A 25,202-nucleotide genomic window follows, 5' to 3' on the forward strand; every position below is an offset into this window, starting at 1 on the left:
GGAGAGCATGGACAGGAAGCCGAGTGAACGCCGGGCTGGGGAACCTGTCGAGGGAGCGGCGGCTTTGGGAAGTGCGGGGGGTTCCGGAGACGCCGGGGAGTTTGAGGGTGAGGTTGCTCTCGGCGGTGATTCCGGGGTGCTGTCCGTCGGCGGGAGTGGGGGTGACTTCGAGCTCGCTCGGCCCGAAGAGGGGCGTGGGGACGACGAGTTGAGGGAGCCGGAGCGGGTGGAACGGCCGGTGGTGTCGTTGATGAAGGGGGATGCCGGCGCCGCGGCGGGTCCCGTCGTGGAGGACGCGTACGTCAAGAGCGCGCCGCGCGATGGCGCGGGCCGTGTCACGGAGACGCCCTCAGGGCCGGCGCCGGACGCCTACAGGGCCGTCGTACCCCAGCCGTCCCCCGGCGCCGCACCGGATGCCCGCGCAGCCTCCGCACCCGAACCGCCCCTCGCGGCAGCGCCGGACGCCCCTCCGACCGCCGCCCCGGAGCCCCCCTCGGAAGCCACGCCGGACGCGCCTGTCACCCCCGTACCCGAACCGCCCCTCGATGCCGCGCCGGGCGTCCACGACACCCCCCTCCACACCCCCGACGCCTACAGCACACCCCCCTACGGCCAGCCGGGCCCCTGGGCCCCCGCGCCTCCCGTTCAGCATCCCGGCGTCGCGCAAGGCGACCCCTGGGCCCGGTACGACCCCTGGGCCGCCTCTCCCCTTCAGCAGACCGGCGAGAGTGTTCCCGGTGAGCGCCAGCGGAAGCGGGAGTGGCGGAAGGGGATCGTCGCCGGGGCCCTGTTGCTGGCGCTCGTGTCCGGCGGGGTCGGAGGTGTCGTCGGGGTGCGGCTGGAGCGGCACGGGATCGGGGGGATCGAGCTGCCGCAGGCCCCGCCCGAGCCCCCTGGGCGGGACGCCGACAGTGTCGCCGGGATCGCCGCGCGGGCGCTGCCGAGTGTGGTGACGTTGCGTGTGAAGGGGGGTTCGGAGTCCGGGACGGGGACCGGGTTCGTGCTCGACGACCTCGGGCACATCCTCACCAACAACCACGTGGTGCAGCCCGCCGGGAGCGGGGGAGACATAACCGTCGTCTTCAACGGGGGACAGGCCGTCAAGGGGGAGATCGTCGGACGGGACGCCGGATACGACCTCGCCGTCGTGAGAGTCAAAGGCGTACGGAACCTGACCCCCCTCCCGCTCGGCAATTCCGACGGAGTCCAGGTCGGTGACCCCGTCGTCGCCATCGGCGCCCCCTTCGACCTCTCCGGCACCGTCACCTCCGGCATCATCAGCGCGACGGAACGGCCGATCACCGCGGGTGGGGACGGGAGCGACGTGTCGTACGTGGACGCGTTGCAGACGGACGCGCCGATAAACCCCGGGAACTCCGGAGGGCCCCTGCTGGACGCGCGAGGGCGGGTCATCGGGATCAACTCGGCGATTCGCTCGGCGAGCGGGTCGGACACCGGAACGGGACAGTCGGGTTCCGTGGGGCTCGGTTTCGCCATCCCCGTCAACCAGGGAAAGCGGATCGCCGAGGAACTCATCAGGAACGGCCGCGCGACGCACCCGATCATCGGCATCACCCTCGACCTCGCGTACACCGGCGACGGCGCGCGCGTACGGACGGACAGCGGGGAGGCCGGTCCGCCGGTGACCGTCGGCGGCCCCGGGGACCTCGCCGGGATCCAACCCGGTGACGTCATCACGGAGGTCGACGGCAAGCCCGTGAACTCCAGCGACGAGCTGATCGTCAGGGTCAGGGCGCACCGGCCCGGCGACGAACTGCGTCTTACCGTCGTACGCGGCGGTAAGACGATGAGCCTCTCGCTGGTGCTCGGGAGTGCCGGAGGGTGAGAAAAGGGTGCGGGTGGGAACTGACAGAAACCTCACAGGTGACCCGCGCGCGCCCTTCCCCCTGGGCAAACATCCCGGAAAACGTCCCGGCCGGGGCGGTGAGGAATGCTCCCGGCGGTACCGGTTCGCCAGGTGTGACAGGTACCGTGGACGCGGCCCGGACCACGGAAGAACCCGCCGGCACCGCGGAGGGCCGAGGACCGCGGACATCGCAAGGAGCTTCAGGTGTTCAATGACATAGGACCGCTTGAGCTGGTGACCCTCGCCGTCCTGGCCGTGCTCATCTTCGGTCCGGACAAGCTCCCCAAGGTCATCCAGGACGTGACGCGGACGATCCGCAAGATCCGCGAGTTCTCGGAGAGCGCCAAGCAGGACATCCGTACGGAGCTGGGCCCCGAGTTCAAGGACTTCGAGTTCGAGGACCTCAACCCCAAGACGTTCATCCGCAAGCAGCTGGACAGCGATGAACTGGGGCTGAAGGAGATCCGCAACGGGTTCGACCTGAAGTCGGAGATGGCGGAGGTCGCCGACGCGGTGCACAGCACGGCCGAGGCCACGCCGTTGTCGCCCGCGCCCACCGGGACCGTCGACATGACGAAGCCCGATCTCGCGAAGAAGGCGGACCTCACGAAGAAGCCCGACACCGACGAGCGGCCCCCCTTCGACTACGACGCCACCTGAGCCGTCCGCCCGGCCGCTCAGCCGGGTGGATATGCTGCCGAGTTGTTGTGCGGACCTGACGTGTGCGCCCGAAGGGGGGCGGGCCGTACGGGTCCGCCGAGAGCGAGGAGGCGTCCGGTCACATGGAGACGACGAGTCGAGCGGTCGCGCAGGCGCCGGTCGCGGAGGGCGGACAACCCGCCCCCGCCGTCCGGCGCACCGTGGACGGCTTCCTGGAGGCGTCCTTCCCCTGGTACGGCCTCGACGAGGCGTACACGGGGCGCCGGTGGCTGATGCAGGTCGGTACGGCCGCCGACGGCGCGGTCGAGCACGGTTCCATCGGACACGGCGACGAGCCGTCCGTCCGCCACGAGACCGCCGGTGAGGACCGGGGGAAGTTCGCGGTCGTCGTCACGGTCGCCGCGAACCCGTCCCGGCGCAGCGCCGACGGCACAGGGCTCCTGGAGGCCACCTCGGTCTCCTCCGCCGCCTGGCTGGCCGGCGTGGGCCTGCTGTCCTTCACCTGGCCCGGCCAGATGGACCACAGCCTCCGCGACGACTGGCTCGAACAGCAGACGGAAACGGCGTGGGTCCTCGCGGACGACCTCTCCGGCGACGACTGGTCCACCCTGACCCTCCCCGTGGACGGGGTACCCACCCCGTTCCACTACCGGGAGTCGGAGTTCGGCTGGGTCCTCGCCGGGTCCACGCGGCAGGGGGTGCACCTCGGGGCGTACGGACGCGGGATGAGCGCGTACGGCCTGGGCTTCTCGACGGTGAAGGACATCGAGGAGTACGCGTAACGGCCACGGCACGGACCCCACGCGCGGTCCGTGCCGTACTCGGGGCCTAGAACTTGTTCCGCGGTGTGATCCCCAGCGACAGCCCCGAAAGACCCCGCTGCCGTCCCCCGAGCTTCTCCGCGATCCCCCGCAGCGCGGCGCCCGCCGGGCTGTCCGGGTCGGTCAGGACGACCGGCTTGCCCTCGTCGCCGCCCTCGCGCAGGCGGACGTCGATCGGGATGGAACCCAGCACCGGGACCGTCGCACCCGTCGTGCGCGTCAGGCCGTCCGCGACCGTCGCGCCGCCGCCCGTGCCGAAGACGTCGACCATCTCGCCGCAGTGCGGACAGGGGAGGCCGGACATGTTCTCGACGACGCCGACGATCTTCTGATGAGTCTGTACGGCGATGGAGCCCGCGCGTTCGGCGACCTCGGCCGCCGCCTGCTGAGGCGTCGTCACGACCAGGATCTCCGCGTTCGGGACCAGTTGGGCCACCGAGATCGCGATGTCGCCGGTGCCCGGGGGCAGGTCCAGGAGCAGGACGTCCAGATCACCCCAGTACACGTCCGCCAGGAACTGCTGGAGCGCCCGGTGGAGCATCGGCCCCCGCCACACGACGGGCGCGTTGCCCGGCGTGAACATGCCGATGGAGATGACCTTCACGCCGTGCGCCGACGGCGGCATGATCATGTTCTCGACCTGGGTCGGACGCCCGTCCGCACCGAGCATCCGGGGCACCGAGTGGCCGTAGATGTCGGCGTCGACGACACCGACCTTCAGCCCGTCGGCGGCCATCGCGGCGGCGAGGTTCACCGTCACCGACGACTTGCCGACACCGCCCTTGCCGGAGGCGACCGCGTACACGCGCGTGAGGGAGCCCGGTTTCGCGAACGGCACCTCCCGCTCGGTCTGCCCGCCGCGCAACGCCGTCGCCAGTTCCTTGCGCTGCTCGTCGCTCATCACGTCGAGCGTGACGTCGACCCGCGTGACGCCGTCGAGCGCGGCGACCGCGTCCGTCACGCGCTGCGTGATCGTGTCCCGCATCGGGCAGCCGGAGACGGTCAGGAACACGGTCACCGCGACCGCGCCGTCCGAACCGATCTCCACCGATTTGACCATCCCCAGCTCGGTGATGGGCCGGTTGATCTCGGGGTCGTTCACCGTCGCCAGTGCCTCGCGCACCGCGTCTTCGCTAGCCATACGACGATGGTACGGCGGTTGTCGGGGTACCCCGACAACCCCTCAGCGGTCGTCTACGTCACGCGCGGGTGACCGTTCCGCCGGGAATACGCCCTGCCCGTCCAGCTCCTTGACGAGGTCCTGGAGCTCCGACCTGATCCAGTCCCGCGTCGCGACCTCCCCGAGCCCGATCCGCAGCGCGGCGATCTCCCGGGTCAGGTACTCGGTGTCCGCGATCGACCGCTCGTTCTGCTTGCGGTCGAGTTCGAGGTCGACCCGCGCGCGGTCGTCCTGCCGGTTCTGCGCGAGCAGGATCAGCGGAGCGGCGTACGACGCCTGCAACGACAGCATCAGCGTCAGGAAGATGAACGGATAGTTGTCGAACCGCAGATCCTTCGGCGCGAAGATGTTCCACAGCACCCACAGGATGATGACGACGGTCATCCATACGATGAACCGGCCGGTCCCCAGGAACCGCGCGATCCGCTCCGACAGCCGCCCGAACGCCTCCGGGTCCCACTCCGGCAGGAACCGCCGCCGCTGCGGACGGGGCTGGTCGAGCCGTACGCGCGGACGCGCGCCGGTGGTGGTCTTCTCAGGCGCCATCGCTGACCGCCCCCTCCCCGGAGTCGAACTCCGTCTCCCGCCAGTCCTGAGGCAGCATGTGGTCCAGCACGTCGTCCACGGTCACCGCGCCGAGCAGCGACCCCGACTCGTCGACGACGGGCGCCGCGACCATGTCGTACGTCGCGAAGAACCCGGCGACGACCGGCAGCGCGGCGTCCGGGTCCAGGGGCCGCAGGTCGTCGTCGATGATCGAGCCGACGAGCGTGTACGGGGGGTCGCGCAGCAGGCGCTGGAAGTGGACCGCGCCGAGGTACTTGCCGGTCGGCGTCTCGTCGGGCGGGCGGCAGACGTACACCTGCGCGGCGAGCGCGGGGGAGAGGTCGGGTTCGCGGATGCGGGCGAGCGCGTCGGCGACGGTCGCGTCCGGCCGCAGGACGATCGGCTCGGTCGTCATCAGGCCGCCCGCCGTGTGCTCCTCGTACGTCAGCAGGCGCCGCATGTCCGCCGCGTCGTCCGGCTCCATCAGCGACAGCAGCCGCTCCTGGTCCGCCTCCGGCAGCTCCGCGAGGAGGTCGGCCGCGTCGTCCGGGTCCATCGCCTCCAGGACGTCCGCCGCGCGCTCCTCCTTCAGCTTGCCGAGGATCTCGATCTGGTCGTCCTCCGGCAGCTCTTCGAGTACGTCCGCGAGGCGGTCGTCGTCGAGCGCCGCCGCGACCTCGCCGCGCCGCTTGGCGGAGAGGTGGTGCAGGACGTTCGCCAGGTCCGCCGGGCGCAGCTGCTCGAACGTCGCGAGGAGGTTCTCGGCGCCCTGGCCCTCCTCCAGCGCGATGCCGTCGATGGCCGCCCACTCGACGGTCACCGCCTCGCCCTTCGCCCTGCGGAACGCGCTCGCCGGCTTCCCCTTGCGCAGGAAGACGCGGCTCACCTCCCACTCGCGGCGGGACGGCAACTGGTGCACCGACAGGTCGAGTACGGTCGCCTCCTCGCCGGTCTCCGCGAGCGTGACCCGGAGGTCGAGGAGCTCACCGAAGACGAGGCGCTCGGTCGGGCGCTGCTCGAAGCGGCGGACGTTCAGGACGCCGGTCGTCAGGACCTGGCCCGACTGCACGCCGGTCACCCGCGTCATCGGCAGGAAGACACGGCGGCGCGTCGACAGCTCGACGACCAGGCCCAGCAGCCTCGGCGCTCTGCGGTTCGTGCGCAGCATGACGACCAGGTCGCGGACGCGGCCGACCTGGTCGCCGTTCGGGTCGAAGACGGCGACACCGGAGAGGTGCGAGACGAAGATCCGGGGGGCGCCGGCTGCCATGACTGGGGTTCCTTCGCTATGGTCCGGAATGTCGGCTCGGGAGGGCTTAAGGCTAGCCCGTCCCGATCGGATACGCGCTGGTGAGGGGTACGGAAGGACTGCGTCCGCCGGGTCTTCGCGACCCCGGTACGCTGCCGTACGCCGTCCCTCACGTTCACGTCGAAAGCGAGCGTCTTTCGTGACCGCATCCTCTCCGGCCCGCACCCGCACCGCGCTGCTCGGGGCGGTGTGCGCGCTCGCCCTCGGGGTGAGCGGGTGCGGTGGCGAGGATCCCGACGCGGGGACGAACGGGGTGGGCAAGCTCGGCGCGGACAAGATCCAGGACCGGGCGAAGACGGCGGCGGCCGGGGTCGACGCGGTGCGGCTCGCCGGGACCGTCGTGACCAGTGGGCGGACGTACCGTCTCGACATGCGGCTGAAGAAGGACGGGGGCACGGGGTCGGTCTCCTCGCAGGGGACGACCTTCCAGCTCCTGCGCGTGGGCGAGGCGCTGTTCCTGAAGGCCGACGCCGGGTTCTGGAAACAGGACGGCGACGCGACGGACGCGGCCGGCAAGCTGGACGGCAAGTACGTCAAGATCCCAGCCGGGGACCCCTCGTACACGAAATTCAGCGGCTTCACGGACAAGGACCTCCTCCTCGACGGCTTGTTGACCCTGCACGGGTCCCTCTCCAAAGACGGCCATCACGAGCAGGCGGGTACCCGCACGATCAGAATCACCGGCGACAAGGGCTCCGGCGGCACGCTGGACGTCTCCCTGAAGGGCGAGCCGTATCCCCTCCTGCTCCAACGGGCGGGCAGCGCGGGTTCGTTGGCGTTCTCGGCGTGGGGGCAGGACTTCACGCTCGCCGAGCCGTCCAAGGACGAGACAGTGGACTACGGGAAGCAGCTGCCGGCTTCCTAGCGGGGGTTCTTCCGCTTTCTGAACAGCAGCTTCGGTACGGCCGCCGGGATCGGCTGTCTCGTCGTCGCCGGGGTCGGGAGCGGGCTCGCCGCCAGGTCGCCCTCCGGCGTCGGGAGTGTCTCCCCCGTCGGTTCCAGGCGGAGCAGCCTGCACTCCCGCGCCCAGCGCTCCACCATCGCCTCGCCGTCCGGAGCGTTGAGGCGTTTGGCCTTCAACTCCGTTGCCGCTGCCGTGTATTCATCCGTGCCCGGTTCCAGGTGGACGACTCTCGCCGTCCAGGTGACCAGCCAACCGCCCTTGTCCTTGCTGCGGACCGTCACCTCCGCCGTACCCCCGTCCGCCAGCCCCGGCAGGGGCTGTTCACCGGGGCCGTCGCCCAGGAGATGGGCCGCGCCCTCGTGCCAGGCGTGCCACAGGGGACGGGCGGGAGCGCCGGGGCCCTTGACCCAGATGAGACCCGACTTCTTCGTGGCCTCTTCGACGAGGGCCCTGTCCAAGGGTGACGTCATGACGTCACCTTAGAGCCAGCCGTTGCGCTTGAGGGTGCGGTGGATACCGAAGCACATGGTCACGATGACGGCCATGACCATGGGGTAGCCGTACTTCCAGCGCAGTTCCGGCATGTGGTCGAAGTTCATGCCGTAGACGCCGCAGACCATGGTGGGGACGGCGATGATCGCGGCCCAGGAGGTGATCTTGCGCATGTCCTCGTTCTGGGCGACGGACGCCTGCGCGAGGTTGGCCTGGAGGATGGAGTTCAACAGCTCGTCGAAGCCCAGGACTTGTTCCTGGACGCGGGCCAAGTGGTCGGCCACGTCGCGGAAGTACTTCTGGATGTCGGGGTCGACCAACCGCATCGGGCGCTCGCTCAGGAGCTGCATCGGACGCAGCAGCGGAGACACCGCCCGCTTGAACTCCAGTACCTCGCGCTTGAGTTGGTAGATCCGGCTCGGGTCGGTGCCACGCGGCGAGCCGTTGCGGCCCGGCGAGAAGACCTCCGTCTCGACCTCGTCGATGTCGTCCTGGACGGCGTCGGCGACGGCGATGTACCCGTCCACGACATGGTCGGCGATGGCGTGCAGGACGGCCGAGGGCCCCTTCGCGAGCAACTCGGGGTCGTCCTGGAGCCGGTGACGCAGCGCGCGCAGCGAACCCTGCCCCCCGTGCCGGACGGTGATGACGAAGTCCTTGCCGGTGAAGCACATGACCTCGCCGGTCTCCACGACCTCGCTGTTCGCGTCGAGCTGTGCGTGCTCGACGTAGTGGATGGTCTTGAAGACGGTGAACAGGGAGTCGTCGTACCGCTCCAGCTTCGGCCGCTGATGCGCCTGCACCGCGTCCTCGACGGCGAGCGGGTGGAGCCCGAACTCCCCGGCGATACCCGAGAATTCGGCCTCGGTCGGCTCGTGCAGCCCGATCCACACGAACCCGCCGTCGCGCCGCACCTGACGCATCGCCTCGTGCGGGGTGAGGGACTTGTCGTAGTGGACGCGAGCGCCGTTGCGGTAGACCGCGCAGTCGACGACGGCGGACGGCGTCGCGGGGTCGCGCGTCGTGTCGTACGGGCCGGTCAGGATCGCGTCCTTGCGGACCTTGCGCAGGGACGTGACACGGGACGGGCGGACCACGGCGGCACGCAGATCACGGATCATGGACATGGCAGGGCTCCTTCGCATCGTTGGCCAAAAGGCCACGCCGACGGGTGGAACTGCCCGGAATGAGGACGTCCTGAGCGCTGAGATGTTTCGCACGTCCACAAAGCGGGGAGCACCGCACCGTCGCGGCGGCTTACTTCAAGGAGATGAAACGAAGTGCTCTTCCGCGTGAAGGACGCTGGGAAGCGGGATCGGCCGTCTTCGAACGACAGCCGGGTTCGATCGCGTCAGCGGCGGGAAGAGCGAGTGGTACTGCACGGGTGACTTCGATCCATGACAGCCCCACCTCCTCCGGCCGGTCCCTCGTAAGGGAGATCCAGGTCGTCCGGACTTGATACGCGTGCTTCTGCAAGCTGCCCGGAACGACTCGGCCAGAGTATCAGCAGACAGAAGTGTCAAGGTGCTGCTTTGCCCCGTACTGGCGAGTTCTATGCTCGCGACATGGTTGATGTTCTCCCTCTGGTCGAGGCCCGGTTGCGCACCGCGCTGGGCGAGCCGGACGCGCGCGCGGCGGTCACCTTCCTCGGCACCGACCGCGTCGAGGTCCTCCGCTTCCAGCAGGGGGACGGCATCGTCCGCTACGCCACGCTCGGCATGTCCGCGCACCCCATGACCGACCCCACGGGCATGCTCGCCGACCCCCTCAAGGGCCCCCGCGCGGAGCTGGTCCTCTCGGTACGAGGGGGGCTCGCCGACACCGACAAGGTGCTCCGCCCGCTCGCCGTCCTCGCCGCGTCCCCGCAGGTCGAGGGCGTCGTCGTCGCCCCCGGCGCCTCGCTGGACGTCGGCGAGCCCCTGTGGCCGGACGCCCCCTTCACCTCCGTACTCGTCGCCGAACCCGGCGGCCTCGTCGAGGACCTCGAACTCGACGCCCCGCTCGACGCCGTGCACTTCCTCCCCCTCCTGCCGATGACCCCCAACGAGGCCGCGTGGAAACGCGTGCACGGCGCGCAGGCGCTCCAGGAACGGTGGCTGACGAACGGGACGGACCTCAGGGACCCGTCCCGTAGGTCCGTCCCGCTGGACTGACTTTGTACGTGATTCAACTCACCGTCAGTTCGCGAAGACCGTGACGGAATCCTGCGTCGCGTGCGCGGTCCGGTGGTCCTCCGCGTCGTGCGTCAGCGCCTTGCGCCGTACGACCACGACTCCCGCTCCGATCACGGCAGTCACCGCCGCCACCACGAACGGCATGTGGATGTCGGACCACTCCTCGATCTTCGGCGCGAAGTACGGCGCCGCAGCCGCCGCGAACCAGCGGACGAAGTTGTAGCCCGCGCTCGCCACCGGGCGCGGGGCGTCCGAGACGCCGAGGGCCAGCTCCGTGTAGACGGTGTTGTTGACGCCGATGAACGCGCCGGACAGGACCGTGCAGACGATCGCGGTGACGTGGTCGCCGTAGCCGAGGAGCAGGACGTCCGCCGCGAGCAGCACCAGCGAACCGCCGAGCACCTTCAGCGAGCCGTACCGGGCCTGGAGGCGCGGGGCGACGACGACCGAGAACAGGGCGAGCAGCAGGCCCCAGGCGAAGAACACGGCACCCGATTTGTACGGCGTCATGTCGAGGACGAACGGCGTGAAGGCCAGCACCGTGAAGAACGTGTAGTTGTAGAAGAACGCCGAGACCGCCGCCGAGGCGAGGCCGCCGTGGCCGAGGGCCTTCAGGGGGTCGAGGACCGACGTCTTCGTCGCCGGCTTCGGCTGCTCCTTCAGGAACACGGTGACGCACAGGAAGCCGACGGCCATCAGGAACGCCGTACCGAAGAACGGGTAGCGCCAGCTCGCGTCGCCCAGGAGCGCGCCGAGCAGCGGGCCGCAGGCCATGCCGAGGCCGAGCGCCGACTCGTACAGCAGGATCGCCGCCGCGCTGCCGCCCGCCGCCGCGCCGACGATGACCGCGAGGGCCGTCGAGACGAAGAGGGCGTTGCCGAGGCCCCAGCCCGCGCGGAAGCCGACGAGTTCGGCGACCGAGCCCGAGGTGCCGGCCAGCGCCGCGAACAGGACGACCAGGGCGAGGCCGAGCAGCAGGGTCCTCTTGCCGCCGATCCGGCTGGAGACGTAGCCCGTGATCAGCATCGCGAACGCCGTGATCAGGAAGTACGACGTGAACAGGAGGGAGACCTGACTCGGCGTCGCCTCCAGTCCCTTGGCGATCGACGGGAGGATCGGGTCGACCAGCCCGATGCCCATGAACGCGACGACCGAGGCGCCGGCCGTCGCCCACACGGCCTTCGGCTGCTTCAGGAGGCCGCCCGCGCCCGCGTCGAACGGGTCTGCGCTGTCGTCCTTCATCTCCTGTGTCCCTCCCGGTGCAGATGGTTGGTGTTTACACATACTAAGTTAGGTCGGCTAATTAATGCAAGCTACATCTACTTGCGCGGGCCCGGCTTCCCGGATGGGTGATCGCCGCTTGACGCGGGCCGGGGAGGGTAGGACCGTTGGGCCCTATGAGGGGCGAACCCAGTTGCCCGAAGTGTGGTGGCCGGGTCAGGGCGCCCGGTCTCTTCGCCGATTCCTGGCAGTGCGCTGACCATGGCACGGTGCATCCGGTCCAGCCCGTGATCCCGCCCAGCGTCGAGGCGCTCGGCGTGGTGGTGCACCGCACCCAGGTGCCCGTGTGGATGCCGTGGCCGCTGCCCGTGGGGTGGCTGTTCACGGGGGTCGCGTGCGCCGGTGACGACCGCAGCGGGGGGCGCGCCACGGCCGTCGCCTGCACGGGGCCCGGGCCGCTCGGCGGACTCGGCGAGCTGATCCTCGTCGCGGAGGAGCTGGGGGTGGGGCTGGGGGCGCGGTACGCGGGCATCGACGGGCCCGACCCCGGTCCGCATCTGGACGTCGAGAAGCCGCCGCAGGTGAAGGTGCTGGCCGCCGGGCGGCCCACGCCGTTGTGGCATGTCGCCGAGGCGCCGGACGATCGGGCGGTCTTCGCGGGGGAGGCGCTGGGGGTGTGGCTGTGGGCCGTGGTGTGGCCCGAGCGGGCGGGGATGCTGATGTACGACGAGCTGGTGCTGACGGATCTGCGGGATGCGGGGGCGGAGGTGGAGATGGTGCCCTGTGGGGCGCTGTCGCCGCGGTTGCTGGGGCCGTGAGGGGTGTGTGTACGGGGTGGCCGTGGGTCGGCGAGGGGCGCGTGCGGGTCAGTAAGGGGTGCCCCCGGATTTGAGGTGTGACAATCGCACTCTTCGGGACGGTTATTCTTAGGTCACCCTCGTCCCGTCAGTCACCCGTCTGGAGTCGTCCGTGCGCATCGACCTGCACTGCCACTCCACCGCCTCCGACGGTACGGACACCCCCGCCGAACTGGTCCGCAACGCCGCTGCCGCCGGGCTCGACGTCGTCGCCCTCACCGATCACGACACGACCCGCGGGTACGCCGAGGCCATCGCCGCGCTGCCCGAGGGGCTGACCCTCGTCACCGGCGCCGAGCTGTCCTGCCGTATCGACGGCATCTCCATGCACCTGCTCGCCTACCTCTTCGACCCCGAGGAGCCCGCACTCCTCGCCGAGCGCGAACTGGTCCGCGACGACCGGGTGCCCCGCGCGAAGGCCATGGTCGCGCGGCTGCGGGAACTCGGCGTCGACGTCACCTGGGAGCAGGTCGCCCGCATCGCCGGGGACGGGTCCGTCGGGCGTCCCCATGTGGCTGCCGCCCTCGTCGAGTCCGGCGTCGTGGCCTCCGTCGACGCCGCCTTCACCGAGCGGTGGCTCTCCGACGGGGGCCGCGCGCATGTCGCCAAGCACGAGACCGACCCCTTCGAGGCGATCCGGCTCGTCAAGGCGGCCGGCGGGGTGACCGTCTTCGCCCATCCCGGCGCCAGCAAGCGGGGGCTGACCGTCCCGGACGCCGCGATCGCCGAGATGGCCTCCGCGGGGCTCGACGGGATCGAGGTCGACCACATGGACCACGACGCCGAGACCCGCGTCCGGCTGCGGGGGCTGGCCCGCGAACTGGGGCTGCTGGTGACCGGCTCCAGCGACTACCACGGCAGCCGGAAGACGTGCGTGCTGGGGGAGTACACGACCGACCCCGAGGTGTACGGGGAGATCACGCGGCGGGCGTGGGGGGCATTTCCGGTGCCGGGGGCCGGGGGAGCCTGAGGCCGGGCGTGGTTCGGTTTCGTCGGGGCGGGGGCTCTTCGCTGGGGCGTTGTCGTCGAAGCCTTTGGGGGGTACGTCGGTACGCGTCGTGCCGGGGCCTGTGCGGCGCCGGTGCGCCTGGTGGCGGGTCGTCGTCGCCCGTCTCTCGGCCATGAGCCTCACCACCCCGGTCTGTTGACGCCCCACCCTCCCTCTCCTCTTTCTCCCAACTCTCTCAAGGCTGCTCCACCCATGTTCGACGTCGCTGTCTTCGGCTCTCTCTTCCTCACCCTTTTTGTCATCATGGATCCCCCCGGGATCACGCCGATCTTCCTCGCGCTCACCTCCGGCCGGGCCGCGAAGGTGCAGAAGCGGATGGCGTTCCAGGCCGTGTGTGTCGCCGGTGGGGTGATCACCGTGTTCGGTCTGCTGGGCCACCAGATACTTGACTATCTGCATGTCTCGGTGCCCGCATTGATGATCGCGGGCGGTCTGTTGCTTCTGTTGATCGCGCTGGATCTGTTGACGGGGAAGAGCGACGAACCGAAGCAGACCAAGGACGTCAATGTGGCCCTCGTCCCGCTGGGGATGCCGCTGCTGGCCGGCCCGGGGGCGATCGTGTCGGTCATCCTCGCCGTGCAGAAGGCGGACAGCGTCGCGACGCAGGTGTCCGTCTGGTGCGCGATCCTCGCGATCCACGCCGTGCTGTGGCTGGTGATGAGGTACTCGCTGCTGATCATCAGGTTGATCAAGGACGGAGGCGTCGTGCTGGTGACGCGCCTCGCCGGGATGATGCTGTCGGCGATCGCGGTGCAGCAGATCATCAATGGAGTGGTACAGGTGATCAATGCATCGTGAACATGGTGCATACACAGAGCCCCCGTACGGTGTTGGCACCGTACGGGGGCTCTGAAGTGTGGTGTGCTCGCGCGTTACGACGCCGAGCGGTCTGCCGGGCGGATCCAGAGTCGCTGCCCGATGGCGGCAGCGTCCTGCACGATCCGGTTGACGGAGGCGGCGTCCACGACAGTGCAGTCCACGGGCGTGCCGTCGACGTCGTCGAGTCGCAGGATTTCGAAGCGCATGGGCCTCTCCCTTCGTCGGGTGTCCTCCTGAGGAGAATCGCTGTTACATGGGTAGTCAACGGGACTCGTGTTACAAACATTCCCTACGCTAAGGAAATTTTTCGAACAGCTAACTACCAAGCGGTAGGGAAGACTGAACGGGATCGGTTGTGTTCGCTGCGTGACCGGCGGGACAATGGGGAGGATGAGTGACGACCTCGGGCCCCTCGTGGACCGCATCGACCGTACGAACGACCTGCTCAGACGGGTGCTCGCCGAGGTGGCGAAGACCCCTTCGACACATGCGATCTTCGTCGACGCGGGGTATCTCTACGCCGCGGCGGGCCGTCTGGTCGCCGGCACGGAAGACCGCAGGTCCTTCGACCTCGACGCGGAGGGCCTCCTGGAGGCGCTCATCGACCGCGCGCGCCAGGTCTTCGCGGACAGCCGGCTCCTCAGGGTCTACTGGTACGACGGCGCGAGACGCCGCATCCACACCGCCGAACAGCAGTCGATCGCGGAGCTTCCCGACGTCAAGGTTCGTTTGGGCAACCTCAACGCGAACAATCAACAGAAGGGCGTTGATTCATTGATCCGTACAGATCTCGAATCCCTCGCCCGGCACCGCGCGATCAGCGACGCGGCGCTCCTCGGCGGCGACGAGGACCTCGTCTCGGCGGTCGAGGCCGCGCAGGGCTACGGCGCGCGCGTGCACCTGTGGGGGATCGAGGCGCCGGAGGGCCGTAACCAGGCGGAGCCGCTGCTGTGGGAGGTCGACAGCCAGCGCACGCTGGACCTCGAGTTCTTCAAGCCGTACGTGTCGCGCCGCGCCGGCGTCTCGTACGACGGGCCCGCCGCGAACCGGCCCACGCGCGAGGACGTCCGGTTCGTGGGGGCGCAGATCGCGGCGAAGTGGCTGGTGGAGCGGGGGCGCGAGAGCCTCGCCGAACTCCTGCCGGGGCACCCGTACCTGCCGGGTTCCGTCGACCAGGATCTGCTGGTCGAGGCGGAGGGCATCTTGCAGTACTCGCTGCGGGGGCAGGCGGATCTGCGGCGGGCGCTGCGGGACGGGTTCTGGGAGCACGTCCAGACGCAGTACTGATTCCCGGGCGGGCAGGGCTAGTTGGGCTCGCACGCGAGGTCGTCCGCCTGGTGGTGCACCGGGTTGTCCGCCTGGTGGTGCACCGGGTTGTCCGCCTGACGCGTGTCCGGGTGTGTGCCCTGGTGTGTGTCCCAGAAGTCCGCCAGCGCCTTCGCGGTCGAGGCCGGCTGATCCTGGTTCGGCGAGTGGTCCGCGCCCTCGATCACCGTGCGGCGCGCGGAGAGCCGTACCGCCATCTCGTCCAGCAGGGGCACCGGCCAGGTGTCGTCGGTCGAACCCGACAGGACGTGGAACGGCAGGGCCAGCGCGGCGAGTTCATCCACACGGTCCGGTTCCGTGCACAACTGGCGTCCCGTGGCGCGGAGTTGGGCGGGCCTGTGCCCGGTCCAGCGGTTCCGCATCAACTCCGGTGTGCCGAAGCCCTTCGCCGGTCCGCCGACGTCCTCCGGCGGCCCCATCGCCACTATCACCTCCCACACCTCCGCCATGCTCATCACGGCCAGCGCCTCGTGCAGCATCGTGACGCGCTGCTTCTGCGAGTCGGAGATCTCCGCCGGGCCCGACGACATCAACGTCAGGCTACGGAAGGGGACTTGGTCGAGTAGCGCCGCCGCGCGCGCGACCTGCCCGCCCATCGAGTGCCCCAGCAAGTGCACCGGCCCACCGAGGAATCGCGCCTGCGCGAGGACGTCCCTCGCCAACTCGCCCTGCGCGTACGGAGTTTCGTCCACCTCGGGCCCGTACGACTGGTACTGCCCCCGGCCATCCACAGCGACCGTCCGATACCCCCACGCCGCCAACGGCCCCTGGAGGAAGTGGAAGTCCTCCTTGCTGCCGGTGAACCCGGGGAGCAGCAGGGCGACACCCCGGTAGGGCACGGTCGCGACGGCGGGCGTGTCGATCGCCGCGAAGTCGCCGCGGGGGGTGCGGAGGGTGAGGGGGCGGGCTGCGGGGGGCAGGGGGAAGGTCACCTGGGGAGGGTATCCGGGGGGCGGGGGAGACCGGGATGCGGGAGGCACCTCGGGAACGCCGACGGCCCGGCCCCGTGAAGAGGGGCCGGGCCGTCGGCGTTCGTCGCTGCTCAGCCGTCCGTGGGCTCCACGGCGGCGGCCTTCCGCGTGCGGCGCGGCTTCACGGCCGGCTCCTCCGTCGCCTGCGCCGGGATCTCGGCGGCGGTGGCCGCCTTCCGGGTCGTACGACGGCGGGGCTTGGCCTCCTCGGCGGCCTCGACCGGCGCGGCCGGGGCCTCGGAGGGGGCGGCGGTCTTGCGGGTACGGCGCGGCTTGGCTTCGACGGCCTCGGCCGTGTCGACGGCGGCCTCGGCGGCCTTGGTGGCGGCCGTCTTGCGGGTGCGGCGCGGCTTGGCTTCGACGGCTTCGGCCGTCTCCACCGCGGCCTCGGCGGCCTTGGTGGCGGCGGTCTTGCGGGTGCGCCGGGGCTTGGTCTCGACGGCTTCGGCCGTGTCGACGGCGGCCTCGGCGGCCTTCGCGGCAGCCGTCTTACGCGTGCGGCGCGGCGCGGCCTCGGCGGGAGCCTCGGCGACAGGCGCGACCTCGGCAGCAGCCGTCTTACGCGTCCGACGCGGCTTCGCCTCGACGACGGCGTCGACGACAGCCTCAGCGGCCTCCACAACGGCCTCGGCGGCCTTGGTGGCGGCGGTCTTCCGGGTCCGACGCGGCTTCGCCTCGACGGCCTCGGCCTCGGGCGCCTCCGCAGCGACGGCGGTCTTGCGGGTGCGCCGGGGCTTGGTCTCGACGGCTTCGGCCGTGTCGACGGCGGCCTCAGCAGCCTTCGCGGCAGCCGTCTTGCGCGTCCGGCGCGGCGCGGCCTCAGCGACCTCGGCGGGAGCCTCGGCGACAGGCGCGGCCTCGGCGGTCTTCCGCGTACGCCGAGGCTTGGCCTCGACCACGTCGACCACCGCTTCGGCAGCCTCCACCGGAGCGGCAGCGGCCTTCCGGGTCCGGCGCGGCTTGGTCTCGACGACCTCGGCCGCGACGGCCTCCACCACAGCCTCGGCGGCAGCCTTCCGCGTACGGCGCGGCTTCGCCTCGACGGTCTCCACGACAGCGGCAGCCGTCACCTCGGGCGCGGCGGCCGGCGTCGACTCCTTACGCGTGCGCGTACGGCGACGCGGCGCCCCCTCGGCCGTCTCCACGGCGACCTCGGCAGCGACCGGCGTCGTACCGGCGGCCGACTCGGTCTCCACCACGGACGCGACGGGCTGCTCGTCACTCCTACGCGTGCGCGTACGGCGACGCGGCTGGCCCTCGGCGGTCTCGACCGCGACCTCGGCGGCCGGCGCCTGCTCGACGGACGGCGTCACCGGCGTCGTGACGGCCGACTCCTGCGCCCCACTGCGCGTACGGCGGCGACGGCGCGGCGTACGGCCGACCGGAGCCGTCTCCTCGACGGCGGCCGGCTGCTGCTGCACGACGGGCGCGGCGCCCTGCTCCAGCGGCGAGCCGTTGCGCGTACGGCGACGGCGGCGCGGCGTGCGGGACGGGCGCTCGGACTCGGCCTCGACGGGCGCGGACTCGCCACGGCCACCACGGCGGTCACGGTCACGGTCGCCGGAGCCGCCACGGCGGTCACGGTCACCCCGGCCGCCACGGCCACGACTGCGGCCACCCGGCTCGCCCAGATCCTCCAGCTCCTCCGCGTCGAGACCCGCGCGCATGCGCTCGGAACGCGGCAGGACACCCTTCGTGCCCGCCGGGATCTTCAGGTCCTCGAAGAGGTGCGGGGACGTGGAGTACGTCTCCGGCGGATCGTTGAAACCGAGGTCCAGCGCCTTGTTGATGAGCTGCCAGCGCGGGATGTCGTCCCAGTCGACGAGCGTGATCGCCGTACCCGACGCGCCCGCGCGACCGGTGCGGCCGATGCGGTGCAGGTACGTCTTCTCGTCCTCGGGGGACTGGTAGTTGATGACGTGGGTGACGTTCTCGACGTCGATCCCGCGCGCGGCGACGTCGGTGCAGACCAGCACGTCGACCTTGCCGTTGCGGAACGCGCGCAGCGCCTGCTCGCGCGCGCCCTGGCCGAGGTCGCCGTGGACCGCGCCGGAGGCGAACCCGCGGCGCTCCAGCTGCTCGGCGATGTCGGCGGCCGTGCGCTTGGTGCGGCAGAAGACCATCGCGAGCGCGCGGCCCTCGGCCTGGAGGATGCGGGAGACCATCTCGGGCTTGTCCATCGAGTGCGCGCGGTAGACATACTGCGCGGTGTTCGCGACGGTCGCGCCCTCGTCGTCCGGCGACGTCGCGCGGATGTGCGTCGGCTGCGACATGTACCGGCGCGCGAGGCCGATGACGGCGCCCGGCATGGTGGCCGAGAACAGCATCGTCTGACGCCGCGCCGGCAGCATGGCCATGATCTTCTCGACGTCGGGCAGGAAGCCCAGGTCGAGCATCTCGTCGGCCTCGTCGAGGACCAGGCACCGGACGTGCTTGAGGTCGAGCTTCTTCTGGCCCGCGAGGTCGAGCAGGCGCCCGGGGGTGCCGACGACGACGTCGACGCCCTTCCTGAGGGCCTCGACCTGCGGCTCGTACGCGCGACCGCCGTAGATCGCCGTCACGCGCACGTTGCGGACCTTGCCGGCCGTCAGCAGGTCGTTCGTCACCTGCGTGCACAGCTCGCGCGTGGGGACGACCACGAGGGCCTGCGGAGCGTCTGTGAGCGCCTCTGGGGCGGCGCGGCCGGCCTCGACGTCGGCGGGGACGGTGACGCGCTCCAGAAGCGGCAGACCGAAGCCGAGCGTCTTACCGGTGCCCGTCTTGGCCTGGCCGATGATGTCCGTGCCGCTGAGGGCGACGGGGAGGGTCATCTCCTGGATGGGGAAGGGATTGATGATGCCGACGGCTTCGAGGGCCTCGGCGGTCTCGGAAAGGATTCCGAGATCTCTGAACGTCGTAGTCAGGGTGCTGCCTCTTCTGTGTACGCGGTGCGAGGCGAGCGCGGGGGTCTTTGGCAGACCGTGCCGGGGGACGTCGGCGGCCTTACGGACCAGCCGTAGGGCACGGGACCTCTGCCGACGCTCTAGCGCTCGTACCGCTGAGGGTCCCTCCGAACGCCGTACGCGATGTGCCGTACGGAACAGGAGGGCTGTCGGGTCGGAGCCGATCGGGCCAGCGACCGGGCATCCTCATACATGGGCCTGCGAGGTACACGAGGTACCAGCAGGCGCATTACCACCATACCCCGGAATCGTGCACATGTGATGGCCGATCGGGTCACGTCCTGGTTCTCACCGGATTCGGCCAGGGTTCGGCCCCCGCAGCCGTACGGCCGCAAGCCCGCCCGGCGGCGGGGCTCACGGCTTCTCGTCGGCGGACTATTGTGCGTTTCATGACGACGTCTGACCACGCCAACGAGTCCGCCGAAACCCCCGAGCACACCGGCATCGCCGCCCAGAACTGGGACCAGGCCGCCACCGAGCCGCAGTACCGGGCCGCCGTCGTGGACCTCCTCGGAGCGCTGGCCTACGGCGAGCTCGCGGCGTTCGAACGGCTCGCGGAGGACGCGAAGCTCGCGCCCACCCTCGCGGACAAGGCCGAGCTGGCGAAGATGGCGTCCGCCGAGTTCCACCACTTCGAGCGGCTGCGCGACCGGATCACCGAGATCGGCGCGGAGCCCACGGACGCCATGGACCCGTTCGTCGCGGCCCTCGACGGCTTCCACCGGCAGACGGCGCCCTCCGACTGGCTGGAGGGGCTCGTGAAGGCGTACGTCGGTGACTCCATCGCCAGCGACTTCTACCGGGAGGTCGCCGCGCGGCTCGACTCCGACACGCGCGCGCTGGTGCTCGCCGTACTGGACGACACCGGTCATGCGGGGTTCGCCGTCGAGCGCGTGCGCGCGGCCATCGACGCCGAACCGCGCGTGGGCGGGCGGCTCGCGCTGTGGGCGCGGCGGCTGATGGGGGAGGCGCTGTCGCAGTCCCAGCGGGTGGTGGCCGAGCGGGACGCGCTGTCGACCATGCTGGTCGGCGGGGTGGCCGACGGGTTCGACCTCGCGGAGGTGGGGCGGATGTTCTCGCGGATCACCGAGGCGCACACGAAGCGGATGGCGGCGCTGGGGCTGGCCGCCTGAGGGGTGTCCCGGGGGCGCGGGGAGTCATCCGCGCCCGCGTGGGTGTCCCGGCCGTGGGTGTCCCGGCTGTGGGTGTCCCGGCGTCACGCCGGGATCGATCGCTCCCGCAGGCGCCCCGTCGACGGGCGCAGCAGCAGCGACAGGGACGCCGTCGCCACGACCACCGCTCCCAGCAGGCTCGGCAGCAGGCCCGAGGCGAACGCCGTGTGTGTGACGAAGTCGCCGAACAGGGCTCCGGCCGTGCCGGTCGTCAGGACCAGGGAGGCGGCCGGGAGACGGTGCGGGAGGCGGCGGACCGCTGCCCACGCGAGTGCCAGACCGAGCATCGCGGAGGCGAGCGCTTCGAAGATCATGTGGGTCCCTCCCGTACGGCCGTCCCGTGCACCAAGGTCGTAGCCGTCATACCCGTGACCTGCGGAATGCAATCCTCCCCTGTGCGGGAGATGTGCTCCGTCCGTGAAGAAACGATCGAGGGCCCGGCGACTGGTGACAGTCGCCGGGCCCTCGCCGTGCATGTGCCTTACGCGCCGAAGCCCACCTTGCGCGGGGCCGGCTCGCCGAGCTCCACGTAGGCCAGACGGTCCGCGGGGACCAGGACCTTGCGCCCGTGGTCGTCCACGAGGCTGAGCAGCGACGACTGGCCCGCCAGTGCCTCGGCCACCGCCCGCTCGACCTCCTCGGCACTCTGACCGCTCTCCAGAACGATCTCGCGGGGTGCGTGCTGCACGCCGATCTTGACCTCCACGGCTATGTCCCTCCGACGGTCAGTGAGTGCGCGGGCGTCCGCGCCGTACGCTGCACACATTAGCCCGGCGGGGCGACGGACACGGCGCGGGCCACCCATGCCAGGAGCGAACACCGTCCGGGAACAAAAACGCGAGCCGTGACGTCAGTGGGTCTCCGTGCCGTGCTGTTCAGCTCCGTGCTGTTCCGCTCCGTGCAGCGGGAAGCCGGCGATGCCGCGCCAGGCGAGCGAGGCCAGCAGCTGGACGGCCTGGTCGCGCGGGACGCTGCGGTCGCTGTGCAGCCACGAGCGGGCGACGACCTGGGCGAGCCCGCCGAGCCCGGAGGCCAGCAGCATCGACTCTGCGCGCGAGAGGCCCGTGTCCTCGGCGATGACGTCGCAGATCGCCTCCGCGCACTCGTTCGCCACCTTGTCGACGCGCTCGCGCACGGCCGGCTCGTTCGTCAGGTCCGACTCGAAGACCAGCCGGAAAGCGCCGCCCTCGTCCTCCACGTACGCGAAGTACGCGTCCATCGTCGCGCGCACGCGCTGCTTGTTGTCGGTCGTCGACGCCAGCGCCGTGCGCACCGCCTGGATCAGGGCCTCGCAGTGCTGGTCGAGGAGCGCGAGGTACAGGTCGAGCTTGCCCGGAAAGTGCTGGTAGAGCACCGGCTTGCTGACGCCCGCGCGTTCGGCGATGTCGTCCATGGCGGCCGAGTGGTAGCCCTGTGCCACGAACACTTCCTGGGCGGCGCCCAGCAACTGGTTCCGCCGGGCACGGCGCGGCAGGCGCGTGCCTCGCGGGCGCGTAGCCTCAGTCTGCTCGATGGCTGTCACGCCGCCTCCCAAAGTTGTCCACATGCGGTGTGCTGTGCTTGGCCGCGTCGCCATCGTACTTTTCGGTAACCGTGGTGTGCGCGGTGCGAGCGCAGAATTTCACGGACCGGGGCGGTGGGAAAAGCCGCGCAGAAGTGACACGAGGGGTTTCGGCCCGGCACGTTCCGGGCATACGAGGCGCTCTCGGCGGCCGTTCCGGAGGTGGCCGGTCGGCTCAGCGGTAGTCGTCCTCGTCCTGCGCGACCACCCGGGACTGCTCCAGCAGGTCCCCCTCGGCGGCGCGGGTCGGGTCCGCGTCCTCCAGGGAGTCGTCCTGGCGCGGGGTCAACTCCGCGCGCTGTTCGGCGGCGTCGTCCTCGGGGGCCTCGACGTCGGTCTGCTCGTCGCGCTGTCCGTCGTGCTCGAAGGTGTCGGGATCCGTGGGGTCGACGGGGTCGGTGGTCATGACGGGTCTCCCTTCCGCTGGGGTTCGCGTCCACCGGGGTCCGGATGAGGCCGATGGGTCAGGGTGATGCCGAGTCGCTTCCGAGCCTAGGAGACGTCCCGCGCGGGTGCCATGCCGCGCAGCCGGCGCGGGCGCGCGTGACGTCCGCCGACCGGTCGCGTTCCTGAGTGATCGATTCTGTTCCCCCTTTGTGCGTTCCGTCACGCCTTCTGTGACGGCGATCGCGTGTAAGGGTGTGTGATCGTCTCGTAACATTGCCGCATGTCTTCGACCGAGGTGCCAACTCCGCCGCCCGTCAACGCCTTTCCCCAGGTGTTGCCCGTCCGGGTCGCGGAAGGCGAGCGCCTGAGGTCGGTGCGGCTGCCGGGGGCGACGCTCACGGTCCGTTCCCGGCCACCCGCGCGAGCGGGGCTGCCTCCGGCGCTGTACGTCCACGGCCTGGGCGGTTCCTCGCAGAACTGGTCGGAGCTGATGCGGAGCCTGGAGGGCGACGTCGACAGCGAGGCCGTCGATCTGCCGGGCTTCGGCGACTCCCCGCCGCCGGACGACGGCAACTACTCGGTCTCCTCGCACGCGCGCGCGGTCATCCACCTCCTCGACTCCTCGGGGCGCGGCCCGGTCCACCTGTTCGGCAACTCCCTGGGCGGCGCGGTCTCCACGCGCGTCGCGGCCGTCCGGCCCGACCTGGTCCGCACGCTCACCCTGGTCTCGCCGGCCCTCCCCGAGATCCGCGTCCAGCGCACCGCCGTCCCGACGGGACTGCTCGCCGTGCCCGGAGTGACCGCCCTGTTCACCCGCCTCAGCCGCGACTGGACGCCGGAGGACCGCGTCCGGGGCGTCACGGCGCTCTGTTACGGCGATCCCGCGCGCGTGACGCCGGAGGGCTTCCAGGCCGCCGTCGAGGAGATGGAGCGGCGGCTGCGGCTGCCGTACTTCTGGGACGCGATGACGCGCTCCGCGCGCGGGCTCGTCAACTCCTACACCCTCGGCGGCCAGCACAACATGTGGCGCCAGGCCGCCCGCGTCCTCGCCCCCACGCTGCTGGTCTACGGCGCCCGCGACCAGCTCGTCGGTTACCGCATGGCCCGCAAGGCCGAGCGCACCTTCCGCGACTCCCGGCTGCTGTCCCTGCCCGACGCCGGGCACGTCGCGATGATGGAGTATCCGGAGGCCGTCGCCGCCGCCTTCCGGGACCTCCTTGCCCAGAGCGCCGACGCCGACACCGGGAGCTGAGGCGCGTGGGACGGCACAGTCGACGGGGGCCCGCGCCGAAACCGGCGAAGAAGGGGGCGGGGGCCGCGCAGGGCGGGGTTCCCGCCGAAGGCGCGGCTTCCCCGCGAGGTGCGTCTCCCTCGCCGGAGGGTTCCGGGGAGCGGCCTCCGCTGCCCACGCGCAACTCCGAGGCGTCCTGGCACGAGAGCGGGGCGCCCTCCGCCGGGCCCTATCGCGGGAACGGCGCGCCCCAGGGGGGTGTTCCTCAGGGGACGCCTCCCTATGGGTTTCCCCCGCTCGACGGGACGCCCGCGCGCGGGTTCCCCTCCGTGCGCGGGGGGCATCCCGAGCAGCGGGAGGCCGGGGGCGGCTGGGGTGCGCTGGGGGAGGACGGTGCGGGGCGGCCGTCTGTCGTGCCGAGGCCGCGGGTGGGGGGTGGACCGCGGCGGGAGTATCTGGACGCGTTCGGGGACGGGGCGGGGCAGGTGGACGGCGGCGGTCATGCCGTCAATGCCGTCAATATGGTCAACAGGTCCGGCCGTATGGACACGGCCGTCCATATGGACGTCGATCTCATTGACCAACTTGATCGACGTGGCCGACTTGACGATGTTGATCGAGGTGTCGACCACCCATCGGCACCGCTCAACCCGGTCGACCCGATCAACCCCGACAGTGACGCCGAGGCCCCGGCCCCGACGAAGAGCGGCAAGGGCCGCGCCTTCACCGGCATCGCCGCGGCGGCCGTCACCACCGTCCTCGCCGTGGTCGTCGCCGGACAGGTCACCGACGACGGCAGCGACGACACGGCCCGCACCGAGTCGCAGAGCGAACGGTCCACACAGACGGGCGGCGCGGTCGGCGTCGTCCCGAGCCCGTCCGTGCCGGCGGACGTGAAGCCGCTGTCGTACGACGAGAGGATGGCCGCGAAGTACCCGCTGGCCGCTGACCTCAAGGGGTCGGGGAAGTTCGACGCGGTGCCGGGTGTCGACAAGGCGCCCGGGAAGGGCCGGAAATACACGTACCGGGTCGACGTCGAGCAGGGGATGGGGCTGGACGGCGGGCTGTTCGCGCAGGCCGTGCAGAAGACCCTGAACGACAACCGGAGCTGGGCGCACAACGGGGCCCGTACCTTCGAGCGGATCTACAGCGGACGGCCGGATTTCGTCATCACGCTCGCGAGTCCCGGCACCACCGCGTTCTGGTGCGAAAAGTCAGGCCTGGACACCACGCAGGACAACGTGTCCTGCAACTCCACCGCCACCGAGCGCGTGATGATCAACGCGTACCGCTGGGCGCAGGGTTCGCAGACGTACGGCGACCAGATGTACCTGTACCGGCAGATGCTGATCAACCACGAGGTGGGGCACCGGCTCGGGTACGGGCACGAGACGTGCGACAAGGAGGGCGACCTGGCCCCCGTCATGCAGCAGCAGACGAAGTTCCTGGTCTTCAAGGGAATCCACTGCCGACCCAACCCCTGGGCGTACCCGGGCAGTTGACAAACGACTCATAAGTCACGTTGACATGCGCACCGATTTTCGTTCATATTTCTGTCCATGTGGTCTAGTCATGCTGTCGCCAGCGCAGCCATCGAGCTCGCGCTCATCGGCGTGACCGCGCTCTGTGTAGCCGACATCCACTGTTGCTGACGCCCCGCCCTCATGCGTGCGCGCGTCGGATCACCCGCCTTATGTCGTGACCAGGGTCACGTTTTTTCGGCTCTCCGCCGCCGGGGCATACGTCTGTTCCC

The 25,202-nt window shown here is 70.8% G+C and carries 26 protein-coding genes; 13 read left to right on the forward strand and 13 right to left on the reverse strand.

Annotated elements, in window-relative coordinates; genetic code table 11:
- The first annotated feature begins 250 nt into the window (after nt 1–250).
- From ACQCO7_RS28160 to ACQCO7_RS28170, 3 genes are all read left to right on the forward strand, one after another.
- Complete coding sequence (locus ACQCO7_RS28160) at nt 251–1,846, forward strand: S1C family serine protease (protein WP_464077311.1); 1,596 nt, start codon at nt 251–253, stop codon at nt 1,844–1,846.
- A gap of 225 nt (nt 1,847–2,071) precedes the next feature.
- Nucleotides 2,072–2,527, forward strand: coding sequence for a sec-independent translocase (locus tag ACQCO7_RS28165; protein ID WP_464074428.1), 456 nt, complete (start codon nt 2,072–2,074; stop codon nt 2,525–2,527).
- Nucleotides 2,528–2,649: 122 nt separating this feature from the next.
- Complete coding sequence (locus ACQCO7_RS28170; RefSeq protein ID WP_464074429.1) at nt 2,650–3,309, forward strand: hypothetical protein; 660 nt, start codon at nt 2,650–2,652, stop codon at nt 3,307–3,309.
- 46 nt (nt 3,310–3,355) lie between these two features.
- On the opposite strand, the gene ACQCO7_RS28175 is transcribed toward ACQCO7_RS28170, so the two are convergent.
- The 3 genes from ACQCO7_RS28175 to ACQCO7_RS28185 are packed head-to-tail and all read right to left on the reverse strand — an operon-like array spanning nt 3,356 to nt 6,344.
- Complete coding sequence (locus tag ACQCO7_RS28175) at nt 3,356–4,489, reverse strand: Mrp/NBP35 family ATP-binding protein (protein ID WP_464074430.1); 1,134 nt, start codon at nt 4,487–4,489, stop codon at nt 3,356–3,358.
- A gap of 42 nt (nt 4,490–4,531) precedes the next feature.
- The gene (locus ACQCO7_RS28180; RefSeq protein WP_464074431.1) at nt 4,532–5,074 is read right to left on the reverse strand and encodes a DUF1003 domain-containing protein; all 543 of its coding nucleotides are present in this window, start codon (nt 5,072–5,074) and stop codon (nt 4,532–4,534) included.
- Nucleotides 5,064–6,344 (reverse strand): magnesium transporter MgtE N-terminal domain-containing protein, encoded by a 1,281-nt coding sequence (locus ACQCO7_RS28185; RefSeq protein WP_464074432.1) that lies wholly within the window; start codon nt 6,342–6,344, stop codon nt 5,064–5,066. The genes ACQCO7_RS28180 and ACQCO7_RS28185 overlap by 11 nt, the downstream gene beginning before the upstream one ends.
- 178 nt (nt 6,345–6,522) lie before the next feature.
- On the opposite strand from ACQCO7_RS28185, the gene ACQCO7_RS28190 reads away from it, so the two are divergent.
- Nucleotides 6,523–7,248 carry a hypothetical protein gene (locus tag ACQCO7_RS28190; RefSeq protein ID WP_464074433.1) on the forward strand — a complete coding sequence of 242 codons (726 nt, stop codon included), beginning with the start codon at nt 6,523–6,525 and terminating at the stop codon, nt 7,246–7,248.
- Here ACQCO7_RS28190 and ACQCO7_RS28195 read toward each other — a convergent pair.
- Both ACQCO7_RS28195 and ACQCO7_RS28200 read right to left on the reverse strand, forming a co-directional pair.
- Complete coding sequence (locus tag ACQCO7_RS28195; RefSeq protein WP_464074434.1) at nt 7,245–7,757, reverse strand: hypothetical protein; 513 nt, start codon at nt 7,755–7,757, stop codon at nt 7,245–7,247. The two genes, ACQCO7_RS28190 and ACQCO7_RS28195, sit on opposite strands and share 4 nt — an antisense overlap.
- Before the next feature lie 9 nt (nt 7,758–7,766).
- Nucleotides 7,767–8,906, reverse strand: a complete 1,140-nt coding sequence (locus tag ACQCO7_RS28200; RefSeq protein ID WP_464074435.1) for a magnesium and cobalt transport protein CorA — start codon at nt 8,904–8,906, stop codon at nt 7,767–7,769.
- A 438-nt stretch (nt 8,907–9,344) separates the two neighbouring features.
- On the opposite strand from ACQCO7_RS28200, the gene ACQCO7_RS28205 reads away from it, so the two are divergent.
- Nucleotides 9,345–9,932, forward strand: a complete 588-nt coding sequence (locus ACQCO7_RS28205; protein ID WP_464074436.1) for a suppressor of fused domain protein — start codon at nt 9,345–9,347, stop codon at nt 9,930–9,932.
- Between the two features lie 24 nt (nt 9,933–9,956).
- On the opposite strand, the gene ACQCO7_RS28210 is transcribed toward ACQCO7_RS28205, so the two are convergent.
- Nucleotides 9,957–11,195 (reverse strand): MFS transporter, encoded by a 1,239-nt coding sequence (locus tag ACQCO7_RS28210; protein ID WP_464074437.1) that lies wholly within the window; start codon nt 11,193–11,195, stop codon nt 9,957–9,959.
- A 155-nt stretch (nt 11,196–11,350) separates the two neighbouring features.
- On the opposite strand from ACQCO7_RS28210, the gene ACQCO7_RS28215 reads away from it, so the two are divergent.
- From ACQCO7_RS28215 to ACQCO7_RS28225, 3 genes are all read left to right on the forward strand, one after another.
- Nucleotides 11,351–11,992, forward strand: a complete 642-nt coding sequence (locus ACQCO7_RS28215; protein ID WP_464074438.1) for a DUF6758 family protein — start codon at nt 11,351–11,353, stop codon at nt 11,990–11,992.
- Nucleotides 11,993–12,143: 151 nt separating this feature from the next.
- Nucleotides 12,144–13,001 (forward strand): PHP domain-containing protein, encoded by an 858-nt coding sequence (locus ACQCO7_RS28220; RefSeq protein ID WP_464074439.1) that lies wholly within the window; start codon nt 12,144–12,146, stop codon nt 12,999–13,001.
- 231 nt (nt 13,002–13,232) lie between these two features.
- The gene (locus tag ACQCO7_RS28225; protein ID WP_050372419.1) at nt 13,233–13,838 is read left to right on the forward strand and encodes a MarC family protein; all 606 of its coding nucleotides are present in this window, start codon (nt 13,233–13,235) and stop codon (nt 13,836–13,838) included.
- Between the two features lie 74 nt (nt 13,839–13,912).
- On the opposite strand, the gene ACQCO7_RS28230 is transcribed toward ACQCO7_RS28225, so the two are convergent.
- On the reverse strand, nt 13,913–14,065 hold the full coding sequence (locus ACQCO7_RS28230; protein WP_010350503.1) for a hypothetical protein: 153 nt from the start codon (nt 14,063–14,065) through the stop codon (nt 13,913–13,915).
- 184 nt (nt 14,066–14,249) lie between these two features.
- On the opposite strand from ACQCO7_RS28230, the gene ACQCO7_RS28235 reads away from it, so the two are divergent.
- Nucleotides 14,250–15,146, forward strand: a complete 897-nt coding sequence (locus ACQCO7_RS28235; protein ID WP_464074440.1) for an NYN domain-containing protein — start codon at nt 14,250–14,252, stop codon at nt 15,144–15,146.
- Nucleotides 15,147–15,163: 17 nt separating this feature from the next.
- On the opposite strand, the gene ACQCO7_RS28240 is transcribed toward ACQCO7_RS28235, so the two are convergent.
- On the reverse strand, nt 15,164–16,117 hold the full coding sequence (locus tag ACQCO7_RS28240; protein WP_464074441.1) for an alpha/beta fold hydrolase: 954 nt from the start codon (nt 16,115–16,117) through the stop codon (nt 15,164–15,166).
- A gap of 110 nt (nt 16,118–16,227) precedes the next feature.
- Entirely contained in the window at nt 16,228–18,966 is a 2,739-nt protein-coding gene (locus tag ACQCO7_RS28245) for a DEAD/DEAH box helicase (protein WP_464074442.1), read from the reverse strand.
- Nucleotides 18,967–19,478: 512 nt separating this feature from the next.
- Here ACQCO7_RS28245 and ACQCO7_RS28250 point away from each other — a divergent pair.
- Complete coding sequence (locus tag ACQCO7_RS28250; protein WP_029183382.1) at nt 19,479–20,231, forward strand: ferritin-like fold-containing protein; 753 nt, start codon at nt 19,479–19,481, stop codon at nt 20,229–20,231.
- A gap of 83 nt (nt 20,232–20,314) precedes the next feature.
- On the opposite strand, the gene ACQCO7_RS28255 is transcribed toward ACQCO7_RS28250, so the two are convergent.
- The 4 genes from ACQCO7_RS28255 to ACQCO7_RS28270 all read right to left on the reverse strand — a co-directional run bounded on the left by ACQCO7_RS28255 (nt 20,315) and on the right by ACQCO7_RS28270 (nt 22,237).
- Nucleotides 20,315–20,584, reverse strand: a complete 270-nt coding sequence (locus tag ACQCO7_RS28255; protein ID WP_464074443.1) for a hypothetical protein — start codon at nt 20,582–20,584, stop codon at nt 20,315–20,317.
- Nucleotides 20,585–20,751: 167 nt separating this feature from the next.
- A complete protein-coding gene (locus ACQCO7_RS28260) occupies nt 20,752–20,976 on the reverse strand; it encodes a DUF3107 domain-containing protein (RefSeq protein WP_010350493.1) in 225 nt (74 codons plus the stop codon).
- Between the two features lie 144 nt (nt 20,977–21,120).
- Nucleotides 21,121–21,792: a TetR/AcrR family transcriptional regulator gene (locus ACQCO7_RS28265; protein WP_464074444.1), complete on the reverse strand. Its 672-nt coding sequence runs from the start codon at nt 21,790–21,792 to the stop codon at nt 21,121–21,123.
- Nucleotides 21,793–22,006: 214 nt separating this feature from the next.
- Complete coding sequence (locus ACQCO7_RS28270; RefSeq protein WP_464074445.1) at nt 22,007–22,237, reverse strand: hypothetical protein; 231 nt, start codon at nt 22,235–22,237, stop codon at nt 22,007–22,009.
- Between the two features lie 261 nt (nt 22,238–22,498).
- Here ACQCO7_RS28270 and ACQCO7_RS28275 point away from each other — a divergent pair, with 261 nt between their 5' ends.
- From ACQCO7_RS28275 to ACQCO7_RS28285, 3 genes are read left to right on the forward strand one after another with little or no spacing between them, the layout of a single operon-like run.
- Entirely contained in the window at nt 22,499–23,470 is a 972-nt protein-coding gene (locus ACQCO7_RS28275) for an alpha/beta fold hydrolase (protein WP_464074446.1), read from the forward strand.
- Between the two features lie 5 nt (nt 23,471–23,475).
- Nucleotides 23,476–24,951: a DUF3152 domain-containing protein gene (locus ACQCO7_RS28280; protein ID WP_464074447.1), complete on the forward strand. Its 1,476-nt coding sequence runs from the start codon at nt 23,476–23,478 to the stop codon at nt 24,949–24,951.
- A gap of 57 nt (nt 24,952–25,008) precedes the next feature.
- Nucleotides 25,009–25,101: an Ms4533A family Cys-rich leader peptide gene (locus ACQCO7_RS28285; protein ID WP_316685627.1), complete on the forward strand. Its 93-nt coding sequence runs from the start codon at nt 25,009–25,011 to the stop codon at nt 25,099–25,101.
- Nucleotides 25,102–25,202: the final 101 nt, after the last annotated feature.

The organism is Streptomyces saintjeani (assembly GCF_055409605.1).